The organism is Endozoicomonas sp. ONNA2 (genome assembly GCF_024606365.1).
GTDB lineage: Bacteria > Pseudomonadota > Gammaproteobacteria > Pseudomonadales > Endozoicomonadaceae > Endozoicomonas.
On the sequence record NZ_JAHHPO010000428.1, the window covers coordinates 1 to 1,055 of the forward strand.

The following is a 1,055-nucleotide window of genomic DNA, read 5'->3' on the forward strand; positions in this document are numbered from 1 at the left end:
AGAGTGACTGGCCACTTAGTCAGAAAATATGATTTCATTTGGTTAACTACTTACGGTGGGCCATTATATAGAGAGTGCTAACTGCCCGCCAGAAGGCTGCAAGGATTGCCCCGGAATTAGTTCCGCATTTCCCTGAGTCGCTACCGGCAATAGCAGAAGCGAATGTCTTTTTCGGACAGCGGGTGGCGGTATGCGGGCGGCACTGAAATATCGAAGTTATTAAATAATATTTCCTTATTGGGAGCGGACCTGTTCATACAGATCACCTTCAAGGTTTTCCAGAAGCTTATCCACTTTTTGCCGCTGGATTTGAGCCGGTTTTGCTTTCAATGGGTGTAACCGGTCATTCACCCAATGTGATGACCAGTACCAGGTCGTAGCCACGCACTCTTTGGCAAAGGATTTAAGCCCAAACCGATCGGCCTGTTCAATACACCCAGTGAGAAACTCATCCACATCGGACATCAGGATAGGATAGCTTCCTGCGGGTTTGCTGGAGTATTTATTCTGCGTCTGATAGAGCCAGAACTGGCTATTTTCCGGGATTTTCACATGATTCATGGACGTTAATTGCTCCGGATTTACCAGTACGCGGCAGGTCAGTTGCTGCTGACGATCTATCGACTTGATCTTATTCGTTGGCATGGCAATCAACACGCCATTAAATCGCCCGCCAACCAGCGGTACAACCCCCAGCTCGGTCACTTTTATCGTGTTATCCTGGCGGGTTCTGGTCTGCCACCCCCTTCTGAATCCATCAACCCAAACCGGAACTTCAGGCTTAAACCCGATATTTGTTGATTTCCTTGCCTGTTCGTAAAGCAGGCTACTGTAACCGACGATGTACTGAGATTTTGCCTTGTCAAACGCAGGAAAACATTCGTTGGCCATGCTGATGACAGGTACGATGCATAAAATATTGAGTAACCCTATCAGCCAAATTATATTGCCAGGTAATTTGAGAGCAGGGTAATTCACTTTCGACATTTTTTTCCCTCAACAACCTTTCACTAAGCCTTTGGAGATCACCAACCTTTCTTTACATTATTAAAGAC

Annotated in this window: 1 protein-coding gene; it reads right to left on the reverse strand. The window is 46.4% G+C overall.

Going from position 1 to position 1,055, the window contains the following annotated elements; translation table 11 throughout:
• Window positions 1-234 precede the first annotated feature (234 nt).
• Window positions 235-987 (reverse strand): hypothetical protein, encoded by a 753-nt coding sequence (locus KDK14_RS07700; protein WP_257264498.1) that lies wholly within the window; start codon window positions 985-987, stop codon window positions 235-237.
• Window positions 988-1,055: the final 68 nt, after the last annotated feature.